Here is a 2,530-nt window from a genome sequence, read left to right as displayed (position 1 = left end):
CCATGACGTCCTGCCATTTTATCTCCTACTTTTAATTTACGTTTTTTAGCAATGTAAATTTTAGCAAGTTTTAAAATTCCGGCTGGTAATTCATCTCCTACAGAGATTGTAAATTTTTGACGACGTAAAGATCCTTGTAAATCATTTACTTTAATCTTATAATTATGAACTAACTCTCCAACTAATTTATTTAAGTCGCTATCTGTTGTCCAAGAACCAGTTAAGTGTACATAATCGTCTACAGAATTTAACATTTTTAGTGTGTATTTTTTACCTTTTGGTAAAACTTCTTCACCTAAATCGTTAAACACACCTTGTGATGTTTTTCCGCTAATTAGTGCAAATAACTTTTCTATTAATTGATCTTTTAAGTCTTCAAATTTAGAAACGAAAGATTGTTCTAAAGTAGCTACTGCTTCTTTATCTCTTAATCTTTTATTTTTATCTTTTACGGCTCTCTTAAATAATTTTTTATCTATTACTACACCTCTTAATGATGGAGAAGCTTTTAATGATGCATCTTTTACATCACCTGCTTTGTCACCAAAAATAGCACGTAGTAATTTTTCTTCTGGAGTTGGATCAGATTCTCCTTTTGGTGTAATTTTACCAATTAAGATATCACCAGGATTTACTTCTGCTCCAATTCTTATCATTCCATTCTCATCTAAATCTTTGGTAGCTTCTTCAGATACGTTAGGGATATCGTTAGTTAACTCTTCAGTTCCTAATTTTGTATCTCTAACATCTAAAGAATACTCATCAATATGAATAGATGTAAATATATCTTCGCGAACAACTTTTTCTGAAATTACAATTGCATCCTCAAAGTTATACCCTTTCCAAGGCATAAAGGCTACTTTCATGTTTCTACCTAAAGCTAATTCTCCTTTTTGTGTTGCATAACCTTCACAAAGTACTTGACCTTCTGTAACTCTGTCTCCTCTTTCTACAATTGGTTTCAAGTTAATAGAAGTACCTTGGTTGGTTTTTCTAAATTTAATTAAATCATAAGAAACTTCATCAGAATCAAAACTTACCATTTTTTCATCTTCAGTTCTATCGTACTTAATCGTTATTTTGTTTGCATCTACATATTCTACTACACCCGCTCCTTCTGCATTAATTAAGATTCTTGAATCTTTTGCAACTCTTCGCTCTAAACCAGTACCAACAATTGGAGATTCTGGTCTTAATAATGGTACTGCTTGACGCATCATGTTAGATCCCATTAATGCACGGTTGGCATCATCATGCTCTAAGAAAGGAATTAAAGAGGCAGAAATTGACGCAATTTGATTTGGAGCAACATCCATATAATTAATCTCATCAGGATTAACAACAGGGAAATCTCCTTCTTCACGAGCAATAACTCTATCTAAAACAATACTACCATCTCCTTTAAGTTCTAAATTAGATTGGGCAATTTTTTTACCTTCTTCTTCTTCTGCACTTAAATAAATTGGCTCTTCTCCTGCTACTACACCATTGTCTACCTTTCTATATGGAGTTTCAATAAATCCTAAATTATTTACTTTCGCAAATACAGATAAAGAAGAAATTAAACCAATGTTTGGTCCCTCTGGAGTTTCAATCGGACATAGACGTCCATAGTGTGTGTAATGTACATCACGCACCTCAAAACCAGCTCTTTCTCTAGACAAACCACCGGGCCCAAGTGCAGATAATCTACGCTTGTGAGTAATCTCTGCTAATGGATTTGTTTGATCCATAAATTGAGATAATTGGTTGGTACCAAAAAATGAGTTAATTACAGATGATAATGTTTTTGCATTAATTAAATCAATTGGCGTAAAAACCTCATTATCACGTACATTCATACGCTCACGAATTGTTCTAGCCATACGTGCTAAACCAACGCCAAATTGTCCTGCTAACTGCTCTCCTACTGTTCTTACACGTCTGTTAGATAAGTGATCTATATCATCTACCTCTGCTTTAGAGTTAATTAATTGTATTAAAAACTTGATAATTGTAATAATATCTAGTTTGGTTAATACTTTTTGATCCATATCAACATCTAACTGAAGTTTTGTGTTCATTCTAAAACGACCAACTTCACCTAAATTATAACGTTGTTCAGAGAAAAATAACTTATCTATTATACCTCTTGCAGTTTCCTCATCTGGCGGTTCTGCATTACGTAATTGTCTATAAATATGTTCTACAGCTTCTTTTTCTGAGTTTGTAGGGTCTTTTTGTAATGTGTTATGAATAATTGCATAGTCTGCCATTTGATTATCTTCCTTATGAAGTAATACTGTTTTAGCGCCTGCATCAATTATTTCATCTATATGTTCTTTTTCTAAGATTGTATCACGATCAAAAACAATTTCATTTCTTTCGATTGATACCACTTCACCTGTATCTTCGTCTACGAAATCTTCGTGCCAAGTTTTTAAAACTCTAGCCGCAAGTTTTCTACCTAATACTTTTTTTAATCCAGCTTTAGAAACTTTTACTTCTTCTGCAAGATCAAAAATTTCTAATATATCTTTATCTCTTTCAA

The 2,530-nt window shown here is 32.6% G+C and carries 1 protein-coding gene; it reads right to left on the bottom strand.

The window, feature by feature from the left end; genetic code table 11:
• Window positions 1–2,530: DNA-directed RNA polymerase subunit beta (gene rpoB, locus ACTG3S_RS14245; protein WP_439129997.1), on the bottom strand; the 2,530-nt coding region annotated here is incomplete at both ends.

Source organism: Polaribacter sp. (assembly GCF_965656025.1).
GTDB lineage: Bacteria > Bacteroidota > Bacteroidia > Flavobacteriales > Flavobacteriaceae > Polaribacter.
The sequence above is the reverse complement of the archived record's forward strand: the minus strand, read 5'-3'. Positions and strand labels throughout refer to the sequence as shown.